This is a genomic window from Mesorhizobium sp. M0058 (assembly GCF_040323095.1).
Classification (GTDB): Bacteria; Pseudomonadota; Alphaproteobacteria; order Rhizobiales; family Rhizobiaceae; genus Mesorhizobium.
Genome location: NZ_JAMYUQ010000008.1, coordinates 98,330 through 118,666, shown reverse-complemented (window position 1 = coordinate 118,666; position 20,337 = coordinate 98,330). Strand labels below are relative to the sequence as shown.

Below are 20,337 nucleotides of genomic sequence, written 5' to 3'. Positions count from 1 at the left end.
CACCGATCGTTAGCCGCACAACAAGATGAACCCATCGGAAAAAGCCGGGACCGGCAAACCGCATACATAGCGACTGCCTGGCCCAGATCGCTCTGGTCCGATTGGGGATTTCACCTTTCAGTGATTTGGGGCGCTTGCGCCATAAATCGACGTTGTGTCACCGGCATGTTTCAACTGGTGTAGCACAAAAAGTCGGAAGAATCAAGGTTTTGCTGCAAACGCGAAGGTCGAGCGACATCGCCGCCTGTCAAGGCAGTTAATGTATGATGCGCGTTACGCAGCGTTATGACGATCCAATAGGCCGCACTTTTTTTCTTTGCGCATCACCCTTTCCGAAATCGATTCCGATTCCAGGGTCATGCGCTCAATCGCCTTCGCCGGGCTCGGCGGAGAAATATTTCTCGAACTTGCCGGCCTCGCCGTCGAAGCTCTTGGCATCTGCCGGAGGCTCCTTCTTGGCGGTGATGTTGGGCCATTTCTCGGCGTATTCGGTGTTGACCTGCAGCCATTTGTCGAGGCCCGGCTCGGTGTCGGGCTTGATTGCATCGGCCGGGCATTCCGGTTCGCAGACGCCGCAGTCGATGCACTCGTCGGGATGTATGACAAGCATGTTCTCGCCCTCGTAAAAGCAGTCGACCGGACAGACCTCGATGCAGTCCATGTACTTGCATTTGATGCAGTTGTCGGTCACGACATAGGTCATTGGTCGGCTCCGGGACGTCCCGTTCTTGCTAGAGCGACGTGCGTCCACTTGGACGCACAAAGTACGCTCTAACACTTTGAATCTGCGCATCGTGCCTTCCGAAAAATCGATTTCCGATTTTCGCGCCGATGCGGCGGCTTTTTTGGTGAGGTAACGCCTTTGCCTGCCGCTTGCAAGGGCAGCCATTGCAGGCGGGGCCCGCGTGTCCGGAATGAAATTCCAGACCGCCGGCATGGCGCAGACGGCCAAGGCTTCAGTCTTCGCCGAACAGCCGGTCGGTTTGCCTGCGCTCTTTCTTGGTCGGCCGGCCGCTGCCGGCGTCGCGCAGCGCCGGAATGGCATCGGCAACAGCCTCGCCTTTTGGGACCGGCGGCGGGGACATGTCCTCGTAGAGCGTGCGCGCTTCCTCGGCCGGACCGCGCCGCACGCCGGTGCCAAGCACCTTCCAAATGAAAATACGGCGCTCGTGCGTAATGGTCAAAACGTCGCCAGGCTTGACCAGATCGGAGGCCTGCGCTGCTTTGTCGCTGTTGATGCGGACGCGTCCCGCGACAACCAGCTTGGCCGCCAGCGAGCGCGATTTTATCGCGCGCGAAAAGAACAGCCACTTGTCGATGCGCTGACGACCTTCAGCAACCATCGCAGCGAGTTATTTCTTGTTGGAGCATGATCTTGTCCGAAAACCGGTTCCACTTTTCGGGATCATGCTCAGAGCTTACTTCTTCAGCTGGTCGCGCAAGGCGGCGAGCTTGGCGAAGGGCGAGTCCGGATCGAAGCGCACCGGCCGTTCTTCGCGTGGCTTGGCCTGGAAGGCCGGCTTGGCGCCTTGCGGTCCGCCTTTGCCTTCCGGCCTGCCGCCTTTCCAGTCAGGCCGGCCCTCGCGCGGACGCTCGCCTTGCGGCTTGCCGTCGCGGCGCTGTTCGCCCTCGGCCTGCGGCTTGGGCTTGAACTTCGAACGGTCGAAACGTGGCTTGGCGGCACCGTCGCGCTGGTCGCGCCGGCCCTGATAGGCCGGCCGCTCGCCCGTTGCCGGCTGTCCGCCGGCAGCGTCGGCCGGCGCATCGGCGCGGGCAGCCTGGCCGTTACGCGGGCGATTGTCCCGGCCTTGACGATGGCGCGGGCGCTGCTCGAAACGACCCTGCCGCCACAGCAAGATGGGCTTTGGCGCTTCGGCCTCGGGGACAGGCTCAGCGCTTCCACCCTCCCCCTCGTGGGGAGGGTCGGCGCGCAGCGCCGGGGTGGGGGCAGCGCCGGCGTCGGCGGTTGCGCCTGCATCGGCTACGCGGTCTGCACTATCGGTTTCGTCAGCGCTGTCACCCCCACCCGCGTCGCTTCGCGCCGCGACCTCCCCCATCGAGGGGGAGGTAAAAGCGTCGGCGCTTTCGGTGACAGTGTCGTCAGCCTCTGCAACGGCCGGAGCGTGTTCTTGCGCTGCAGGCTCTGCAGTTGTTTCGTCGATGGCTGGGACCTCGGCGGTAGCTTCAACGGCCGCAGCTGGCTCCGAACCCTCGGCAGGCGCTTCCGGCTGAGCGTCTGCAACAGCCTCCGATGCGACTTCGGCAACGGGCTCCTCAGCCGCAACCTCAGTGGCGGAAGCCGCATCCGGCTCCGAACTGTCGGTCGGCGCTTCAGCGACAGCTTCGCCTGCAGCGGCTTCCGCCGTCTGGGCCTGCTCGGCCTTCGCTGCCGCTTCCGCCAGCTTTGCCGCCGCGGCTTCGCGCGCGGCATTGTCCTGCGCTTCCAGCCGCGCCTTCACCTCTGCGGGCGGCTTCGGCTCGGCGCGATAGCCGAGACCTTTCAGGATCTCTTCCATGTCGTCGGCGGTGGCGCCGAGGATGGACATCATCGGCGGCGTCACCATGAAGGACTGGCCGTCATAAGCGCCGTCGGGGCGCTGTCCCAGACCGGGCTTCCAGTTGGTCGCAGGCCGGATCAGGTCGGCCAGCCGTTCCAGAATGTCGATGCGCACGGCGCGGCGCCCGAGATTGCGGTAGCCGGCGAGCCTGTAGAAGCTCTTGTCGAAGGCCGGGTCGATGACCACCGATGTGCGGCCGGAGGCCAGCGCGTGCACCACGTCGCCAAAGCCGGGCTTGTCCTTGCCGTCGTTCTTCAGCGCCCACAACAGCGTAATCAGTCCGGCGGGCGCCGGCTTGATCAGCGCCGGCACGAAGACGTGGTAGGCGCCGAAGCGCACACCGAGCCGGCGCAAGGCGGCGCGACCCTCCTGGTCGAGCGACTTCATTTCCTCGGCGATGTCGCGGCGGTTGATGAGGCCGAAATGCTCGACGAGCTGGAAGGCGATGCCACGGCCGATGCCGGCGATCTGCTCGGCATTCTTCAAGTCGACCAGCGGCTTCAGCAAGGATTCGATCTGGAAATTGACGAAACGCTCGGCGCGCGCGGCGACCTTGTCTCGGGCGGGGCCGGTCAACTGCTCGTCGGCCAAAAGCACCAGGCGCGGCTTCAGCGCGTCCTCGCCGGCAACCAGCGTGCCGATCGGCGCGCCGATCCAGCGCAGCGTGCCGTCGGAGCCGAGCGCAAGGTCGCCATTGGCGCAGGCGCCGAAGCGTTCGGCACGCGCCTCGAACTCGGCGGCCAGCGCTTTTTGCGCTGCCGTACGCACGGCCTTGGCGTCTTCGCCGCCGGCGCTCTGGTCGGCGGTGAAGCGGAACCCTTGCAACTCGCCGACATGATGGCCTTCGACAAGGACGGTTCCGGTAGGACTGATTTCGGCTTCAGGCATTGTATTTTCTCTAAGGCGCCGCATGAGGACGGAAGTCCTGCGGTCTACAAACCGTTTCGTCAACCGCTCATGCAGCGCATCCGACAATCTGTCTTCGATTTCGCGCGTCTTTTCCCGCCAGTGTGCCTGATCGGCCAGCCAGCCCGGCCGGTTGGACACGAATGTCCAGGTGCGGATCTGCGCAATGCGGTGCGACAGCGTGTCGATGTCCCCCTCGGTCGTATCGGCGCGGCGCACCTGCTCGGCCATGTAGTTCTCGTCGACATGGCCGTGTTTGGCGAGGTCGGTGTAGATAGAAGCGATCAGGTCGGAGTGCTGGGCCGGCGCGATCTTGCGGTAGTCCGGCAACGCGCAGGCTTCCCACAGCAGCGCGACGCGCTTGGCATTGGTAGCCAGCGCGCGGATGTCCTCGTCGCGGGAGAGATGTTCGAGCGCCTGCGCATCGACCGCCGGCAGCGCGCGCGTCAGGCCTTCGACCGGCGCGTTGGCCTCGATCGAGCGCTTCAGCGCGTCGAGGCTGGCGAAGTCGAAATGCGCGGTGCGCCATTGCAGCACCTTCACCGGATCGAACTCGTGCCCCTCGATGCGCTTGACCAGTTCCTCGTCCAGCGGATCGACCTGGCCGGTGACGCCGAAGGTGCCGTCGCGCAGATGCCGGCCGGCGCGGCCGGCGATCTGGCCGAGCTCGGCCGCCGTCAGGTTGCGGTACTGGTAGCCGTCGAATTTGCGGTTCTGGGCGAAGGCGACATGATCGAGATCAAGGTTGAGCCCCATGCCGATGGCGTCGGTGGCGACGAGATAGTCGACGTCCCCTGCCTGGAACATTGCCACCTGGGCATTGCGGGTGCGGGGCGACAGCGCGCCGAGCACGACCGCCGCTCCTCCTTGCTGGCGGCGGATCAGCTCAGCGATGGCATAGACCTCGTCGGCGGAGAAAGCGACGATCGCCGTACGCCGCGGCAGGCGGGTCAATTTCTTCGAACCGGCATAGGCCAGGTGCGACAGGCGAGGGCGCGTCACCACCGAGACGCCTCTCAGCAGCTTTTGCAGGATGCCATGCATGGTGGCCGCGCCGAGCAGCAGCGTTTCCTGGCGCCCGCGCAGGTGCAGGATTCGGTCGGTGAAGATATGGCCGCGCTCGAGGTCGCCGGCGAGCTGCACCTCGTCGATGGCGACGAAGGCAACGTCGGTCTCGCGCGGCATGGCTTCGACGGTGCAGACCGAATATTTCGCGCCGGGCGGCTGGATTTTTTCCTCGCCGGTGATGAGCGCCACCTTGTGGGCGCCGACCTTTTCGCAGACGCGGGCATAGACCTCGCGCGCCAGAAGGCGGAGCGGCAGCCCGATAATGCCGCTCTCATGCGCCACCATGCGCTCGATGGCGAGATGGGTCTTGCCGGTGTTGGTCGGACCCAGCACGGCAGTCACGTCGCGGCCCGACAGGATCAGCGGCTCGGTGTGTTTCGGCTGGATGTTCATCGGCCTGGAGATGAGGCTTTCTGCATCGTGTTGTCGGGAGCGCGCCTCGCGTGGCGCGTATGACAGGCGACACATAGGGATTTCAGGCGCGAAGCGAAAGCGGAATGTTCCGGCCGGCAGTCCCACGGTTCGTCGTTGAGGTCTCAATTAACAGTTGGAACGAGTCTGGAACGAATCGGAGACGAATCAGTGACTCCGGCAGATTCAGCTTTTGTTCACGGCTACATGTGGATTTTGCGAGCCTGAGTCTCACCATATGCTGAATCGCGGAAACTGGCCCGATTCCTGCAAGGCGACCATTGGCGTTAACCTTTGCCGGCCGGGCATCGTCGTGATCCGATACGCCTCGGCCAACATTATGAAATTGCTGAATTTTCTTAATCGGCCTTAACCATTTTCCGGTGGTATTCGGCCTTGGTCGTTAACGTTCCGCTCAAAGCCGGAACGAATGGGTGACGAATCAGCGATGGCGGGATTTTCCTGGTTTGTTCACCCCAACATCTTGTGTTATCCACAGCTTGTCCACCGAGAATTCACAGCTTGCGAACCGGGTTTTGCACAGGGCGCCTAAAAATCGTTAATCTTTGCGTGCCGGAACGGGTCAATGTCTCGCGCGCAGCCCGGGGAACATCGCCGGCCGGCGATGAAAAACGGGCCATAAGGCGGCCCGTCCTACCGGGCGAAATTGCTGTCGTTCAGACGAAGTACTGGCCGCCATTGGCGGTGATGGTCGAGCCGGTGATGAAACCGGCGTCCTCAGAGGCGAGGAAGACGACGCAACGCGCGATCTCTTCCGGTTCGCCGAGGCGGCCGACCGGGATCTGCGGAATGATGCGTTCATTCAGCACCTTCTCGTCGATCGCCTTGACCATCTCGGTGGCGATGTAGCCGGGGCAGATGACATTGACTGTGATGCCCGCGCGCGCGCCCTCCTGCGCCAGCGCCTTCGAGAAGCCGATGTCGCCGGCCTTTGCGGCGGAATAGTTGACCTGGCCGGCCTGGCCTTTCTGGCCGTTGATGGAGGAGATGGTGATGACGCGGCCGAATTTGCGGTCGCGCATGCCGCCCCACAGCGGATGCGTCATGTTGAAGACCCCAGACAGATTGGTGTCGATGACTTCCTTCCACTGCTCGCGCGTCAGCTTGTGGAACATGGCGTCACGGGTAATGCCGGCATTGTTGACCAGCACCGAGACCGGGCCGAGATCGGCCTCGACCTGTTTGATTCCGGCGGCACAGGCGTCGTAGTCGGCGACCGACCATTTGTAGGCCTTGATGCCGGTTTGTGCGCTGAACTTCCCCGCTGCCTCGTCATTGCCGGCATAGTTGGCTGCAACGGTGTAACCGGCATTCTTCAGGCCGATCGATATGGCGGCGCCGATGCCGCGCGATCCACCGGTGACGAGCGCTACTTTGGTCATTGAAAGTTCTTCCTCCCTTTGGTCGGAAGAAGGGAATAGGGAATAGGGAGTAGCGAGTAGGGATCGATATCCCGCCGCGCTGCTCCTTCTTCCCCATTCACTACTCCCTATTCACTACTCACTTCTCTTTCACAGCGCTTCCACGCACAGAGCGACGCCCATGCCGCCGCCGATGCACAGCGTGGCAAGGCCTTTCTTGGCGCCGCGGCGGCGCATCTCGAAAACCAGCGTGTTGAAGACGCGGGCGCCCGACGCGCCGATCGGATGGCCGATGGCGATGGCGCCGCCATTGACGTTGACGATCGACGTATCCCAGCCCATGCCCTTGTTGACGGCGCAGGCCTGCGCGGCGAAGGCTTCATTGGCCTCGACAAGGTCGAGGTCCTTGACCGACCAGCCGGCCTTCTCGAGCGCCCGCTTCGACGCGGGTATAGGTCCGGTGCCCATGATTGCCGGATCGACGCCAGCCGTCGCCCAGGATGCGATGCGCACCAGCGGGGTGATGCCGCGCCTTGTGGCTTCAGCCTCGCTCATCAGCAGCGCGCCGGCGGCGCCGTCATTGATGCCCGACGCGTTGGCGGCGGTCACGGTGCCGTCCTTGTCGAAAGCCGGCTTCAGCTTGGACATGGCGTCGATGGTGGCGCCGTGGCGGATGTACTCGTCCTGGTCGACGACAGTGTCGCCCTTCCTGCCCTTGATCGTGAAGGCGACGATCTCGTCCTTGAACTTGCCGGCCTTCTGCGCGGCCTCGGCCTTGTTTTGCGAGGCGAGCGCAAACTGGTCCTGGTCGTCGCGGGTGATCTGGAACTGGCGGGCGACGTTCTCGGCGGTGTTGCCCATGTGGTAGCCGTTGAAGGCGTCCCACAACCCGTCCTTGATCATGGTGTCGATCATCTTGTAGTCGCCCATCTTGACGCCGGCGCGCAGGTGCTCGGCGTGCGGCGACAGCGACATCGATTCCTGGCCGCCGGCGATGATCACAGTGGCGTCGCCGGCGGCGATCTGCTGCATGCCGAGCGCGATGGCGCGCAGGCCAGAGCCGCAAACCTGGTTGAGCCCCCAGGCGGTGGTCTCCTTGGGCAGGCCGGCATTGATCGACGCCTGGCGGGCGGGGTTCTGGCCCTGCGCGGCGGTCAGCACCTGGCCGAGAATGACCTCGTCGACTTCGCCCGGCTCGACGCCGGCGCGCGCCAAAAGCTCCCTGATGACGACGGCGCCAAGTTCATGCGCCGGGGTGGCGGCGAAGGCGCCGTTGAAGGAGCCGACAGCCGTGCGTGCGGCGCTGGCAACGACGATTGAATTGGAAGCGGACATTTTTCTCTCCAGACTTCGAGGTGTCGTGTTCTTGGGGGCTTGTTGGGACTTTTCTTGCCCGTTCCACACCCCAAGTCAAACCGGAAATGGGCATGCCGGCCAAGCGCCGCAAGCAGGGCGCGAGCGGCCGGCGCGATCGCCCAACCTTTGCTGCGCAGCATAATTGGCCGGCCATGCAGCAATAAATGATGCCGCACTGCACAAAGCGCTTGGAATTATAGAGCTTTTGCGCATATCCTTAAAAATGGCGCAATCGTTACCGGCGGCTTACTCAGGCGCGCCGGTGTCCCGGGAGGATGCTGATGGCCGCGAAAGACGACCCTATCATTATCAAGAAATATGCCAATCGCCGGCTCTACAATACCGGCACCAGCACCTATGTGACGCTCGAGGATCTGGCCGAGATGGTCAAGAAGGGCGAGGAGTTCACCGTCCAGGACGCCAAGACCGGTGACGACATTACCCATCCGGTGCTGACGCAGATCATCTTCGAACTGGAGAACAAGGATGGGCAGAACATGCTGCCGATCCCGTTCCTGCGCCAGTTGATCGCTTTCTATGGCGACCAGATGCAGCAGATCGTGCCGAGCTTCCTCGAACAGTCGATGATGGCCTTCTCCAAGGAACAGGAGCGGTTCCGCGAGCAGATGAAGGGCGCGATCGGCAAGTCGCCGCTGGATGTGATGAAGATCGCCACGCCGATCAAGGCGCTGGAAGAGCAGACACGCCGCAACATGGAAATGTTCCAGAACGCGATGCGCCTGTTCACGCCCTTCCCGACCGCCGCCACAAATGCTGCGGCCGCGGCTGCACCCGAGCCGGCCCGCAAGGATGTCCCGGAAAAGAGCGGCGACGACCTTCAGGAACTGAAGCAACAGATCGCCGCCATGCAGCGCAAGCTTGACACCATGTCGTAAGCGACCGCCGCATGGTCGACCGCCCTCAGTTGGTCGAGGCGGCTGTCACGGGTCGATTTTCAGCTGCCACGGTTCCCAGATATCGTCGGGCTGGCCGTCGAGCGAGCGGTAGAAGGCTTTGGCCGGCGAGTTGGATTTCAGCACCGTCCATTTGATGGCGGAGGCGCCAATGCTCAAAGCGTGTTGGCGAAGCTGTTCAACAAGCGCATGGCCGACCCCCATGCCGCGCGTCGCTTCAGTGACGTAGAGTTCCTTCAGCCAGACAACCGGCTTCAGGTCGTAGGTCCAGGGGATGAGGTAGTGGACGGCGATGCCGACGATCACGCCCTCTCGCTCCGCCACCAACACGCCGAACCGGGGCGATGGCCCCAGCCCGTGCTCGATGAGGTTCGCTTCGGTGACGCGAAGCTTGTCGTCATAACCCTCGAAGACGGCTAGCGCCCGCATGAGGGCGAGCACCGCACCGACATCCTGGCGCTCGAATGGACGAATTCTAACCATCGCCTTCTGCATGCTTGCTCAGTCTTCAAGGCCGACCATATCGCGTGGCCTCACGCGTGCAAGACACCGGGCTCCTTGCCTGAAGCGAAAGGAAGGTCCTCGTCCTGCCAACCGGTTATGCCGCCGATCATGATCTTCACGGGACGACCGAGGCTGGCCAGCTTGAAGGCCGCCTGATCCGCGCCATTGCAATGCGGTCCCGCGCAATAGACGACGAACAGCGTCCTTTCGGGCCATTGCACCATCCGCCCGGCCGATATTTCGCGGTGGGGCAGATGCAGCGCGCCCGGCACATGGCGGCGTCCATAGGCTTCCGGCGAACCGACCACATGCAGGAGAACAAAGTCCGGCTCTCCGGCACGCAGTGCGGCGGCGACGTCGGAACAGTCGGTCTCGACGGAAAGCCGGCGCAGAAAATGGTCGCGGGCGATATCCGGCGATGCCGCCGGAATGTCTGTCACGTGGCTCATCCTCGTATCTCCATTGCTGATGCGACGGAGAGATAAGACAGGAAGCAGGGCGATTGCAGCTGGCAGCTTTGCCATATATCGTCAAGATCATGCCATCCTCTGCCAATCCGCGCCCTGCCAACCCTCTTGTCGTTGCCGTTGCCTATGACGGCCTGTGCACGTTCGAGTTTGGCGTGGCGGTTGAGATCTTCGCCTTGCCCCGGCCGGAAATGGGTGAGGATTGGTACCGTTTTGCCGTTGCCGGGATCGATGGCGGTGAAATGCGCGCGCTGGGCGGCGTGCGTATTGTTGCCGACGGCGGGATCGATCTGATCGGCCAGGCCGGCACGGTGATCGTACCGGGATGGCGCGGAACGGAGGCTCCGGTGCCGCCGGCGCTGATCGAGGCGCTTCGAAAGGCACACGAGCGCGGCTCTCGCATTCTTTCGATCTGTTCGGGCGTGTTCGTGCTTGCCGCCGCCGGCCTGCTTGCGGGCAAAAGGGCGACCACGCATTGGCGCTACAGCGAGAAGCTGACGGAGATGTACCCCGACATCACCGTGATCCCGGACGTTTTGTACATTGATGAGGGCAATGTGCTGACATCGGCAGGCAGTGCCGCGGGCATCGATCTTTGCCTGCATCTGGTTCGGCGCGACTTCGGCACCAAGGCTGCAAACATGGTGGCGCGCCGTCTGGTGGTACCGCCGCATCGCGACGGCGGCCAGGCGCAGTATGTCGAGAGTTCCGTACCCGAGCCACATGAGCGCAGCCGGCTTGGACCGTTGATCGACAGGATGCGCGCCGATATTTCTGCCGACTATCCCGTCGCCATCTTGGCCGAGCTTGCCGGGATGAGCGAGCGGACGTTTCTGCGCCGCTTTGCGGCCGCAACCGGCGTCACGCCGGCGCGCTGGCTGCTGTCGGAACGGCTTTCGCGGGCGCGCACGCTGCTGGAAGACACCGCCATGCCGATCGAACGGATTGCCGAGACCGCCGGCTTTGGCGCGGCAGGCACGTTGCGGCATCACTTCCGCCGGCAATTCGCCACGACGCCCGTCGCGTACCGTGCGCGTTTCGGGAACACGGCCAGGTCGGCTTAAGTCACGCGTCCCTCATAGCGGCCACGCGGCCTGATGATGCTGCCGCTCGCAATCTGTTCGACCATATGCGCGGCCCAGCCGACGCTGCGTCCAAGCGCGAACAAACTGAACGGTGCATCGCGCGGCAAGCCAAGGCCGCGCGTTAGTGCGGCCAGGGCGAAGTCGATGTTGGGCTGGGCACCGGCCGCCGCCATGGCGCCTTTTTGCAGCTGTTGCAGCGTCTCGTCGACAGGGATGACTTCCAGAAGTGCGGTGGCACGGGGATCGCCGTCGGGATAGAGCGGATGGCCGAACGCCGGCAAGGGCCGATCATGGCCGAGCCAGCGCCGGATCGCCGCATCCGCGCCGTGGGCTGCTGCATCTTCAGCCAGTTGCATCACCGCTTCGCCGGCGCCACCGTGGCGCGGACCGGACAGCGTTGCCAGGCCGGCCAGCAGGCATGCGGCAGGCGAGGCGCCTGTGGACGCTGCGACGCGGGCGGCGAAGGTCGATGCGTTGAGTTCATGATCGGCGAGCAGGACGAGGGCGCAGCGGATCGCTTCCGCGCCGGCATCATCCACCGACCAGCCCTGCGCCAGGCGCTTATGGACGGGCGCTGTGCCGGTTTCGGCGCCCAGCGACTGCGCCAGCGCTCCGACTGTGCGCGCGGCCTCGGTGCACAGCGAGGCGGCGCTGCGTCCTAGCGAAGGCCGCCCGTGGCCTGCAAGCATGGCAAGCTGCGCAAAGGCCGAGGCGCGGCCGACTGGATGAGGCGCTTCAGATGACGGAGCTTTGAAAGCCACCGGTTCAGGCGAGGCCCAGAGCACAGCAGCGGTTTCCTCCAGCGTCGCCGCTTTGGAGAGCGCAACGGCGTCTTGCCCTCGATAGATCAGTCGACCGTGCAGCACAGTCGAAATCGCGGTGATAATCGAGGGTTCGCCCCAGGCAATCGCACTTTCGGCGATGGCCGACGGACTGCGGCCGCGCGCCCGGCGGGTCGCCAGTGCGGCGATGTCGTCGGCGCGGTACTGGCTGCGGCGCGGGTCGCTCTCATCCGGCCGCATGCCGATGCGGCCACGGCTGACATAGGCGTAGAGCGTCTGCGGCCGGACCTTGAGCCTTTCCAGCGCCTCTTCCCGCGACAGCCATTCGGACATTTTCAGCCCATACATTGATTATATTGATCAAGATTGATCGAGGCGCAGCCTAACCCTTATCTCCCATGCAGAAAAGCTGCAAGGAGATGAGATATGGCGAACGGGCTCGATGATGTGGTGGCGGCGGAGACCGTGCTCTCCGATGTCGATGGCCTTGGCGGCCGCCTGACGATCCGCGGTCATTCGCTGCCGGAATTGGCGGGACGCTGGCGCTATGCGCAAGTGGTTCGCCTGTTGCTCGACGGCTTCTTCGACGGCCTTCCCGGCGATGCCGAACTGGCAGCGAGGCTGGGCAAGGCTCGCGTCGAGCTGTTCGAGCGGCTTGCGCCCTCGCTGCCGCTGCTCGCACCGCTTGAGATCTATAGCGCCATGCGCGCCGGCATGGCGCTGCTGCCGGATGGCGAGACGCTGACGGACGCCTTGCGGCTGATCGCGGCGCCCGCCGTGCTGACGCCGGCTCTGCTGCGGCTGGCGCGCGGCGAGCAGCCGACCGCACCTGACGCCAAGGCCGATCATGCCGCCGACATGCTGAGGATGCTCGAGGGATCCGTCCCGTCGCCGGCGCTGGCAAGGGCACTCGACACCTATCTGGTGACCGTGTGCGATCACGGCCTCAACGCCTCGACCTTTGCCACCCGCGTCGTCGCATCGACGCTGGCAGGGCTGACATCGTCGGTGCTGGCCGGGCTCGGCGCGCTCAAGGGGCCGCTGCACGGCGGCGCGCCCGGCCCGGTGATCGAGATGCTCGATGCAATCCAGGCGCATGGCGACGCGGCCGGTTGGCTGCGCGAGAAGGTCGCGCATGGCGAGCGCATCATGGGTTTCGGCCATCGTATCTACCGCGTGCGCGATCCGCGCGCCGATGTACTGAAAGCCGTCGTGCGGCAGCTCGGCAGCGAGGGTGAAGCCGGCCGCCGCCTGGCCTTCGCCGAACAGGTCGAGCACACGGCGCTCGAAGTGCTGCGGATCGCCAAGCCGCAGCGCTCGCTGCAGACCAATGTCGAGTTTTACACAGCGCTTGTGCTTGAGGCGGCTGGCTTTCCGCCACAGGCGTTCAGCAATGTCTTTGCCGCCGGACGTGTCGCCGGCTGGATCGCGCATGCGCGCGAACAGCAGACGACGGGGCGGCTGATCCGTCCACAGTCGCGCTATGTCGGGCCGGTGCCGGACCTCGTGGCCTGAGGCCCGCCTGTTTCGGTGGAGCAGCCCCTTCAAAGCGGGGCTTTCTTCATGACCGAAATTTCATGTGATCACGCGACCGTGTTCGTGTTCTTGCCTTGGTCATCCCTTATATGCTGCACTGCAATATAAGTCCGCTGCCGTCGAACCCGCCCGATTTCCGGGCGGAATGAGGCAGCAGCGACCAAACCGAACAGGAACGCCATGACCAAAAACGGCAAGGCGGAGGAAACGAAGAAGATCAACATCGCGCTGCAGGGCGGCGGCTCGCACGGGGCTTTCTCCTGGGGTGTACTCGACCGGCTGCTGGAGGATGGCAGGCTCGACATTTCAGCCGTGTCCGGCACCAGCGCCGGCGCGATGAATGCGGTGGCGCTGGCCGATGGTTTTGTGCGCGGCGGCGTCGAGGGTGCACGGCAAAAGCTCGACGACTTCTGGCGCGCGGTGGCGGCCAAGGGCCGCTTCAGCCCGGTGCAGCGCATGCCGTGGGACGTCGCCTGGGGCAACTGGTCGATCGAGAACACGCCCGGCTATTTCTTCTTCGACACCATGTCCCGAGTGTTTTCGCCCTATGTCGCCAATCCGCTGGGCTTGAACCCGCTGCGCGACGTGGTCGAGCAGGAGATCGATTTCAAAAATGTTCACGCCTGCAAGTCGATGGAGCTGTTCATTTCGGCGACCAATGTCGAGACCGGCCAGCTGCGCGTCTTTTCCGACGGCGAGATCGACCTCGACACGGTGATGGCCTCGGCCTGCCTGCCGCAATTGTTCCGCGCCGTCGAGATCAAGGGCGTGCCCTATTGGGATGGCGGCTATGGCGGCAATCCGGCGCTGTTTCCGTTCTTCAAGACGGCGGCGACGGAGGATGTGCTGCTGGTGCAGATCAATCCGGTGGTGCGCGAGGGCACGCCGAAAAGCGCCAACGAAATCCAGAACCGCATCGACGAGATCACCTTCAATGCCGGGCTGCTGAACGAATTCCGCTCGATCGCCTTCGTCAAGGAGCTGATCGCCGCCGGCCGGCTGCCGCCTGGCGAATACCGCGACATCCGCATGCACCGCATCGATGCCGAAGCGTTCAAGGATCTGTCGGCGTCATCCAAGGTCAACGCCGAATGGGCTTTTTTGACCTATTTGCGCGACCTTGGCCGCATAGCGGCGAGCGACTGGCTGGAGGAGAATTACGACGCCGTCGGCAAGCGGCCGACGCTCGATCTTTCCGGCGAACTCGATGACGGCTTCAAACCGGTGCGCGGGCCGGCACCGGGACGGCGGGTGAAGGAATTTCTAGCCGCCCGCAAGAAGCCGGAGGCGGAACGCCGGCGGGCCTGAGTCCGCCCGGATCGATCAAGACGATCAGCGAAGTGTTCGGAAAATCGGAGTAGCGCCGATGACTTTCCGTCCCGGAACAATCGTTGCGTGTGACGGTATACAAAATCATACTGACGCCTACTGCCATCCAAGTCGCGACGACGCAGCGCGCGCCCACATTTGAGCGTCAAAACTAGTGCGGGTACAGGGGAATGTAAGTGCTCAAAACGCCTTGAAAACAAAGCGCCTCCAACATCCGTATGGTTCCGAGACTGTGGTTCCGCCGCCTGACGGGGCGCTGACAAAACCGTTTCCCGTTGGCCACACTACATCGCCTGGCACAATGTTCCTGCAACTTTTCGACTGTATTGCGATGCTACTTTGATGTAGAAGCCCGGCTTCGCCGTTCACGGCAAATTGAACACGGCCTGGCGCGCACCCATATCGGCGACGCGCCCGAGTTGGAAGACACGGTAGCTGTTAGACGACGGACTCCTGTTGGATAACGACTTGGCCGAACCCCGCAGTGGAAAAACAATGATGCCGAAGATCAGGTTTCACAAGCTTGCCGCTATTGTCGTGCTCATCGGCTTCGCCGCCTGGATGGGAACAGGCGCGTTCTCGTCCGTCGGCAGCGCCGCTGTCGAAGGTGCTGGCAAGGCAGGCGATCAGGCCAAGCCGGGCGATCAGGCCAAGGCACCGGATGCAGCCAAGGCGGCCGAGGCCGAACCGAAGGCGCCGCTGCGCACCGTCGCGGTGGTGACGCCGCCGCGCAAGACCTATGCCCGCGCCATCCGCATTTCCGGGCTGACCGAGGCCGACAAGCGCGCCGTGCTGGCGACGCGTGTCGCCGGCGTCATCGAAAAGCTGCCGGTCAAGCAGGGCGATCACGTCAAGACCGGCGATCTGGTGCTGATGCTTGCGGCGGAAGAAAAGATCTCGATGGTCGACAATGCCAAGCAGCTCGTCGTGCAGCGCCAGGCTGAACTCGACGCATCGCTGCGGCTCATGAAGACCGGCAATCTGCCCAAGCTACAGCTCGACACGGCGCGTTCGAATCTGACGGCTGCGCAGTCGCAGCTGGAAACGGCGCAGGCCGAGCTCGACCGCAATCTGGTCAAGGCGCCCTTCGACGGCGTCATCGACCGGGTGCCGGTGGAGCTCGGCAGTTCCGTCATGCAGGGCGGCGAGGTGGCAACCATCCTCAAGCTCGATCCGGTGATTGCGCGCGGCGAAGTCAGCGAACGCGACCTCGGCTATCTCAAGCTCGGCGACAAGGCCACTGTCCGGCTGGTCAGCGGCCAGACCGTCGAAGGCACGGTGCGCTACATCAGCCGCGACGCCTCGTCGGCCACCCGAACCTTCCGCGTCGAGATCGCCGTGCCCAATGCCGATGGCTCCGTGCCGGCGGGCATGACGGCCGAGATTTCGCTCAGCGCGCAGCCGACCGATGCCGTCATGTTGCCGCGCTCCGTGGTGACGCTGGGCGACAAGGGCGATCTCGGCATCCGTGCCGTCGACAAGGACAACAAGGTGGTGTTCTTCCCGATCGACCTCGTTGACGACTCGCCGAAGGGCCTCGTGCTTGGCGGCATTCCCGCCGATGCCCGCGTCATCGTCGCCGGCCAGGAGCTCGTCAAGGAAGGGGACGTCGTCAAGCCGGTCGAGGCCGACCAGGCGACCATCCAGAAACTGTTGGGCGAAGCGACAACGCAGTAGCGCCGGGTGGCCCCGGGCGGGGACAACCGGCCGCCATGCGGCTCCTGAAATCTTGAGAACAGGCCATGGATATCGTCAAACTCGCGATCAACAATGCCCGGCTGACCATTGCGGTGCTGGTCTTCCTGCTGCTGGCGGGCTGGGTCGCCTATCAGTCGACACCGAAGGAAGCGGAACCCGACGTTCCTACCCCTTATGTTTATATAAATGTTGCCTATCAAGGCATCGCGCCCGAAGACGCTGAAAGACTTCTGCTTAGGCCTCTGGAGGCAAAGCTTAAGAGTCTCAAGGGGTTAAAGGAGATGAAATCATCCGCCTATCAGGGCGGTGCCTTTGTCTTCCTTGAGTTTCTGCCGTCTATAAAAGTCGACACCGCGGTGACTGATACACGCTCGAAGGTTCAGGACGCGAAGGCTGACCTTCCCCAAGCGGCAGAAGAACCGGTTGTTACCGAGGTCAACATTTCCGAGTTTCCCGTCCTGGTCGTCACGCTGTCCGGCGATGTGCCCGAGCGTGTGCTTACGGCGGCGGCGCGCGAACTGCGCGACCGCATCGAGGAAGTACCGGGCGTTCTTGAGGGCACCATACAAGGCGCGCGCGACGATCTTGTCGAAGTCGTCATCGACCCGATGAAGCTGTCCTCCTACGGCCTGCAGCTCGACCAACTGATCGGCGCGGTCGGCGCTTCCAACAGCCTGGTCGCCGCCGGCAATATCGAGGGTTCGGAAGGCAAATACGCGGTCAAGGTGCCGTCGCTGATCGAAACACCAGAGGATGTCGCGTCCTTGCCGGTGGTCGCCGGCCCCAATGCCGTCGTGCAGGCGAAGGACATCGCCACGGTGCGTTCGACCTTCGCCGACGCCGAGACCATCACCCGCCTCAACGGTAAGCCGGCCATCGCCATCGAAGTCAAGAAGCGCATCGGCGCCAACCTGATCGACACGCTGGCCAAGGTGCGGGAAGTGTCCGAGGCCTACGTCAAGACGATGCCGGAAGGCATGAACATCACCTACACGCAGGACAAGTCTGTCTTCGTCAACCAGCTGCTGGGCGACCTGCAGAACCACGTGATGATCGCCGTCATCCTGGTGTTCATCGTCATCCTTTATGCGCTGTCGGGCCGCGCCTCGCTGCTGATCGGGCTTGCCATTCCGTCATCGTTCCTGATCGGCATCCTGCTGCTTGCCATGATGGGCTACACGATCAACATGATCGTGCTGTTCAGCCTTATCCTGGCGGTCGGCATGCTGGTCGACGACGCCATCATCGTAACCGAATTCGCCGAACGGCGCATGGGCGAAGGCATGCCGAAGGCGGAAGCCTTCACGCTGGCCGCCAAGCGCATGGCCGGCCCCGTCATCGCCGCGACGATGACGCGCATCGCGGCATTTTCGCCGCTGCTGTTCTGGCCCGGCATCATCGGCGACTTCATGAAATACATGCCGATCACGCTGATCGTCACGCTGTCGGCCTCGATGCTTTATGCGCTGGTGTTCGCGCCGACGCTGGGCGCGCTTTTCGCCAAGGCGCCGGAGCATCACGAGGAACACAATCGCGACGGCTGGTACATGGCGCTGGTCAAGCAGGCGGTGCGCTTCCCCATTACTGTGCTGGTGCTCACCGCCGTCTTGCTGACCGGCGTCGGCTTCGCCTATTCGAAATATGGCGCCGGCGTCGAGTTCTTCCCCAGCGTCGAGCCCGATTACGGCCTGCTCTATGTGCATGCCCGCGGCAATCTCTCGCTGGCCGAAATGGATACGGCAACCAGGATCGCCGAAAACCGGCTGCTTGGCTGGCCTGGCGTCAAATCGGTCTATACCCGCGTCGGCAAGACGCAGGGCGGCGGACAGGACGTGCCGGAGGACGTCGTCGGCGTCATCCAGTATGAGTTCATCGACTGGCGCGAGCGCAAATCGGCGAACAATATCCTGGATGAGCTGCGCACCGTCATGGCCGGCATTCCCGGCGTCGATGTCGAAGTGCGCGTGCCGGAGGCCGGTCCTCCCACAGGCAAGGCGGTCCAGCTCCGGCTTTCGGCCATCGATCCAAAAGGGCTTGACGACCAGGCCCGTGCGGTCGCGGCGCGCATCGCCAAGGTGCCCGGCGTCATCGACGTTTCCGACGGCCTGCCGCCGCCCGGCGTCGACTGGGCGCTCGAGGTCGACCGCGCCAAGGCGGCGCAGTACGGCATCAGCCCGACCGCGGTCGGCACCGTGGTGCAATTGGTGACCAATGGCTTGAAGCTGTCCGAGTACCGGCCCGCCGGCGCCGACGATGCTGTCGATATCCGCCTGCGCCTGCCCGAAGACCGGCGCACGCTGTCGACGCTCGACGAGCTCCGGGTGCAGACCGCGCAAGGCTCGGTGCCGATTTCGAACTTCGTCGTGCGCAAGCCGGAGCCGACGGTCGGCATCCTCAACCGCATCGACGGCGCCCGCACCGTGGTCGTCCAGGCCAACGTCGCCGCCGGTAACCAGGTTGCGGCGGTGCAGGCGGAAGTGACCAAGGCGGTCACCGACATGAAGCTCGACAACGGCATACGCTGGAAGCTCGCCGGCTCGAACGAGGACAGCGCCGAAGCCAGCGCCTTCCTCGGCAAGGCTTTTGGCGCCGCGATCTTCCTGATCTTCCTGGTGCTCTTGATGCAGTTCAACAAGTTCACCAGCGTGCTGCTGGTGCTGTCCTGTGTGGTCATGGCGACGATCGGCGTGTTCCTGGGGCTGCTGCTGACAGGCGAAGCCTTCGGCATCGTCATGTCGGGTATCGGCGTCATCGCGCTGGCCGGTGTGGTGGTGAACAACAACATCGTTCTCATCGACACCTACGACCGGCTGCGCGAAGAGGGCTGGGACAAGATGGAGGCGGTGCTGCAGACCTGCCGCGAGCGTGCCCGTCCGGTGGTGCTGACGGCGGTGTCGGCCATCCTCGGCGTGCTGCCGATCGCCTTTGGCCTTGGCCTTGAAATCTTCCATCACGAGACGACGATCAACGCGCCGTCGACGCAATGGTGGATCTCGCTGTCCTCGGCCATCGTCTTCGGCCTGTCCTTCGCCACCCTGCTGACCCTGGTGGTGACGCCGTCGATGCTGATGATCTTCACGCGCAGCAAGAACAGCCGCTTCTATGCCTTCTTCCGCCGGCTGTTCGGGCGCGAAAAGAAACGGGATGCGTCCACGGGGCCGGGTCCGCTCGAAGAGCCGGCAATCGCCTTCCCGAAAGCCGCGGAATAGCTGCATTCGACCAGTCGGACAAAAGGCCGCCCGGAACAACCGGGCGGCCTTTTGCATTGTCCCCTCGTATCCGACCAGCAAGGCGAGGGACTCTTAATGACCGTCAGCACCATTCTCATCATTGTCTTGATCCTGATCCTGATCGGCGCCGTACCGGCCTGGCCGCATTCGCGCTCCTGGGGCTATGGGCCATCAGGGATCGCCGGCGCTGTGCTTGTGGTGCTGCTGATCCTGGTGCTGATGGGCAGGGTTTGATTGGAGTTGAGATGTCGGAGATTAGCTTTCCTCTCCCGATGAAGCGCTGGCAATAAGCACACGGCGGCGCCCGCCCCCACTCCGGCCGCTGGGCGGCCACCTCTCCCCCATGTCCATGGGGGAGAGGAAATGCCAAGTCTTCAAAGGCCGCAGCCTCGGCGATTAGCATTTCCTCTCCCCCACGAATGTGGGGGTAGAGGTGGCTCGGCGAAGCCGAGACGGAGTGGGGGAACTCCCTATGCGATTGGCCCGAAATCGAGATGACGAGCACACGCTGTGCCCCCCTTGGCCACCCCGCTCCCTTGCGTATACGCTGCGCTCACCACAATCACCGAGGGAGCCATCAAGGTGAACACCGCCAGCCCGCCAAGACCCCTCGCCGAAATCGCCAGCTATCACGCCCACGTCTACTATGACGGGCAGGCCGAGCGGCAGCAGGCCGAATGGCTGCGTCTGCGCATCGGCGAACGCTTCCGCGTGCGCCTGGGCAACTGGCGCGACGAGCCGGTCGGCCCGCATGAGCGGGCCATGTACCAGGTCTCCTTCGCCACCGAGATTTTCGCCACCCTCGTCCCATGGCTGATGCTGAACCATGGCGGCCTGAGCATCCTCATCCACCCCAACACCACCAACCCCAAGCGCGACCATCTGGTTGATCCCCTCTGGATCGGGCGCCCGCTGGGGGTTCATGGCGAGGTGCTGGGTGAAGAGGATGAAGCGGAAGAGGCGCTGGAGGTGAATACCGAGCCGACGCTGGGGGCTTAGGACGAGGCCACATTCGGCAATGTGAAGCTCGGCCTCGGAAATCGCATTCGCCTGGAGTTTAGCTCAAAGCGGGCATGACTGACCCGCTGAAGGCATGGCGACTGCTTTCAGC

At 63.8% G+C, this 20,337-nt stretch carries 16 protein-coding genes; 8 read left to right on the top strand and 8 right to left on the bottom strand.

Annotated elements, in window-relative coordinates:
• Window positions 1–364: 364 nt before the first annotated feature.
• The 5 genes from fdxA to NKJ75_RS15430 all read right to left on the bottom strand — a co-directional run bounded on the left by fdxA (window position 365) and on the right by NKJ75_RS15430 (window position 7,660).
• Window positions 365–703: a ferredoxin FdxA gene (gene fdxA / locus NKJ75_RS15450; RefSeq protein WP_013529180.1), complete on the bottom strand. Its 339-nt coding sequence runs from the start codon at window positions 701–703 to the stop codon at window positions 365–367.
• Window positions 704–956: 253 nt separating this feature from the next.
• A complete protein-coding gene (locus NKJ75_RS15445) occupies window positions 957–1,343 on the bottom strand; it encodes an RNA-binding S4 domain-containing protein (protein ID WP_023699303.1) in 387 nt (128 codons plus the stop codon).
• Window positions 1,344–1,418: 75 nt separating this feature from the next.
• Window positions 1,419–4,925 carry a helicase-related protein gene (locus NKJ75_RS15440; RefSeq protein ID WP_023737026.1) on the bottom strand — a complete coding sequence of 1,169 codons (3,507 nt, stop codon included), beginning with the start codon at window positions 4,923–4,925 and terminating at the stop codon, window positions 1,419–1,421.
• A 695-nt stretch (window positions 4,926–5,620) separates the two neighbouring features.
• Window positions 5,621–6,346 carry an acetoacetyl-CoA reductase gene (gene phbB / locus NKJ75_RS15435; protein WP_023707257.1) on the bottom strand — a complete coding sequence of 242 codons (726 nt, stop codon included), beginning with the start codon at window positions 6,344–6,346 and terminating at the stop codon, window positions 5,621–5,623.
• 129 nt (window positions 6,347–6,475) lie between these two features.
• Entirely contained in the window at window positions 6,476–7,660 is a 1,185-nt protein-coding gene (locus tag NKJ75_RS15430) for an acetyl-CoA C-acetyltransferase (protein ID WP_023673832.1), read from the bottom strand.
• 302 nt (window positions 7,661–7,962) lie between these two features.
• On the opposite strand from NKJ75_RS15430, the gene phaR reads away from it, so the two are divergent.
• Window positions 7,963–8,577 carry a polyhydroxyalkanoate synthesis repressor PhaR gene (gene phaR / locus NKJ75_RS15425; protein ID WP_023685813.1) on the top strand — a complete coding sequence of 205 codons (615 nt, stop codon included), beginning with the start codon at window positions 7,963–7,965 and terminating at the stop codon, window positions 8,575–8,577.
• A 45-nt stretch (window positions 8,578–8,622) separates the two neighbouring features.
• Here phaR and NKJ75_RS15420 read toward each other — a convergent pair whose 3' ends face one another.
• Window positions 8,623–9,078: a GNAT family N-acetyltransferase gene (locus NKJ75_RS15420; RefSeq protein ID WP_031194243.1), complete on the bottom strand. Its 456-nt coding sequence runs from the start codon at window positions 9,076–9,078 to the stop codon at window positions 8,623–8,625.
• A 50-nt stretch (window positions 9,079–9,128) separates the two neighbouring features.
• A complete protein-coding gene (locus NKJ75_RS15415; RefSeq protein ID WP_023702797.1) occupies window positions 9,129–9,548 on the bottom strand; it encodes a rhodanese-like domain-containing protein in 420 nt (139 codons plus the stop codon).
• A gap of 89 nt (window positions 9,549–9,637) precedes the next feature.
• On the opposite strand from NKJ75_RS15415, the gene ftrA reads away from it, so the two are divergent.
• The gene (gene ftrA / locus NKJ75_RS15410; RefSeq protein ID WP_031262537.1) at window positions 9,638–10,630 is read left to right on the top strand and encodes a transcriptional regulator FtrA; all 993 of its coding nucleotides are present in this window, start codon (window positions 9,638–9,640) and stop codon (window positions 10,628–10,630) included.
• Here the strand turns inward: ftrA and NKJ75_RS15405 are convergent.
• Window positions 10,627–11,766: a citrate/2-methylcitrate synthase gene (locus NKJ75_RS15405; RefSeq protein ID WP_352499910.1), complete on the bottom strand. Its 1,140-nt coding sequence runs from the start codon at window positions 11,764–11,766 to the stop codon at window positions 10,627–10,629. The genes ftrA and NKJ75_RS15405 overlap by 4 nt on opposite strands.
• Window positions 11,767–11,859: 93 nt before the next feature.
• Between NKJ75_RS15405 and NKJ75_RS15400 the strand changes: the two genes are divergently transcribed.
• From NKJ75_RS15400 to NKJ75_RS15375, 6 genes are all read left to right on the top strand, one after another.
• Window positions 11,860–12,948, top strand: coding sequence for a citrate synthase/methylcitrate synthase (locus NKJ75_RS15400; protein WP_352499909.1), 1,089 nt, complete (start codon window positions 11,860–11,862; stop codon window positions 12,946–12,948).
• 201 nt (window positions 12,949–13,149) lie between these two features.
• Window positions 13,150–14,277: a patatin-like phospholipase family protein gene (locus NKJ75_RS15395; RefSeq protein WP_352499908.1), complete on the top strand. Its 1,128-nt coding sequence runs from the start codon at window positions 13,150–13,152 to the stop codon at window positions 14,275–14,277.
• A 519-nt stretch (window positions 14,278–14,796) separates the two neighbouring features.
• Window positions 14,797–15,975 carry an efflux RND transporter periplasmic adaptor subunit gene (locus NKJ75_RS15390; RefSeq protein ID WP_023708563.1) on the top strand — a complete coding sequence of 393 codons (1,179 nt, stop codon included), beginning with the start codon at window positions 14,797–14,799 and terminating at the stop codon, window positions 15,973–15,975.
• Between the two features lie 65 nt (window positions 15,976–16,040).
• Entirely contained in the window at window positions 16,041–19,205 is a 3,165-nt protein-coding gene (locus tag NKJ75_RS15385) for an efflux RND transporter permease subunit (protein ID WP_352499907.1), read from the top strand.
• Between the two features lie 96 nt (window positions 19,206–19,301).
• The gene (locus tag NKJ75_RS15380) at window positions 19,302–19,460 is read left to right on the top strand and encodes a DUF3309 family protein (RefSeq protein ID WP_023685825.1); all 159 of its coding nucleotides are present in this window, start codon (window positions 19,302–19,304) and stop codon (window positions 19,458–19,460) included.
• Window positions 19,461–19,808: 348 nt separating this feature from the next.
• Window positions 19,809–20,225, top strand: a complete 417-nt coding sequence (locus NKJ75_RS15375) for a DOPA 4,5-dioxygenase family protein (protein ID WP_352499906.1) — start codon at window positions 19,809–19,811, stop codon at window positions 20,223–20,225.
• Window positions 20,226–20,337: the final 112 nt, after the last annotated feature.